This window comes from Nocardia sp. NPDC003345, assembly GCF_053589395.1.
In genome coordinates this window covers 1-1453 of record NZ_JBSFRU010000598.1, presented here as the reverse complement: position 1 = coordinate 1453, position 1453 = coordinate 1, and the positions used below count along the sequence as shown (strand labels likewise).

The 1453-nt window shown below is 69.9% G+C and carries 1 protein-coding gene; it reads left to right on the top strand.

Translation table 11 applies throughout. The annotated features are described in order from the left end of the window. The coding region (locus ACWDU1_RS32315; RefSeq protein ID WP_450004211.1) for a condensation domain-containing protein at positions 1 to 1453 on the top strand (1453 nt) is incomplete at both ends.

Here is a 1453-nt window from a genome sequence, read left to right as displayed (position 1 = left end):
GTTCGTCGTACTGGACGCACTGCCGTTGAATATCAACGGCAAGCTCGACCGTAAGGCGTTGCCGGAGCCGGAGTTCGAGGCTTCGGTGTTCCGGGCGCCCTCGACGCCGATCGAGGAGATCGTGGCGGGTATCTTCGCCGAGGTCCTCGGGGTCGAGCGGGTCGGCGCGGACGACGACTTCTTCGCCCTCGGCGGTAACTCGCTGGTGGCGACGCAGGTCGCGGCCCGCCTGGGCAAAGCCCTGGACACCACGGTCGCGGTGCGGACGCTGTTCGAGGCGTCCACGGTGGCCGGACTGGCCGTCCGGGTGGAACAGCAGGCGGGTGCCGGTGGGCGTACCGCCCTGGTACCGCAGCCGCGTCCGGAGCGGGTGCTGGTGACCGGCGAATCCGTGGTCGCCGCGCCGCTGTCGCTGGCGCAGCAGCGGATGTGGTTCCTCAACCGGTTCGACGGTGCCTCGGCGGCGTACAACATTCCGCTGGCGATCCGGCTGTCCGGTGCGCTGGACGTGGACGCGCTGCAAGCGGCCGCGGCCGATCTCGTCGTGCGGCACGAGGTGCTGCGCACGGTGTACCCGGAGACGGAGTCGGGTCCGGTGCAGGTCGTGCTCCCCGCCGGGCAGGCGACACCGGAACTGCAGGTGCGGACCGTGCCGTCCGGCGAGCTGACCGCGGTGGTGACGGAACTGGCGTCGGCCGGTTTCGACGTGACCGCCGAGGTTCCGCTGCGGATGGCGCTGCTGCGTGTGGACGACGCGGACGCCGAATACGTGCTGGCGATGGTCGTGCACCATATCGCCGGTGACGGTTCGTCGGTGGCGCCGCTGACGCGGGATCTGATGACCGCGTATATGGCGCGCACCGTGGGTGAGGCGCCGGGCTGGGCGCCGCTGCCGGTGCAGTACGCGGATTACAGCATCTGGCAGCGGGAGCTGCTGGGTGACGAATCCGATCCGGAGTCGCTGGCGGCCGAACAGGTCGACTACTGGCGGACAGCGCTGGCCGGGGTGCCGGATCAGCTGGACCTGCCCGCGGATCGTCCGCGTCCCGCCGTGCAGTCCTACGCCGGTGGGCGGGTTCCGGTCGCGATCGACGCGGCCACGCACGCCGCGTTGCAGCGGGTGGCCCAGCAGCAGGGCGCGACCCTGTTCATGGTCGTCCACTCCGCCCTGGCGGTCCTGCTCTCCCGGATGTCCGGTACCGACGACATCACCATCGGTACGCCGATGGCGGGTCGTGGTGAACAGGCCCTCGACGATCTGATCGGTATGTTCGTGAACACTTTGGTGTTCCGGACCGAGGTGGATCGCGGGAAGTCGTTCGCGGATCTGCTGGCGCGCCAGCGTGAGGTCGATATCGCGGCGCTGGCGCATGCGGATGTGCCGTTCGAGCGGCTGGTGGAGGTGCTGAACCCGGTTCGTTCGCAGGCGCGGCATCCGCTGTTCCAGGTCGGG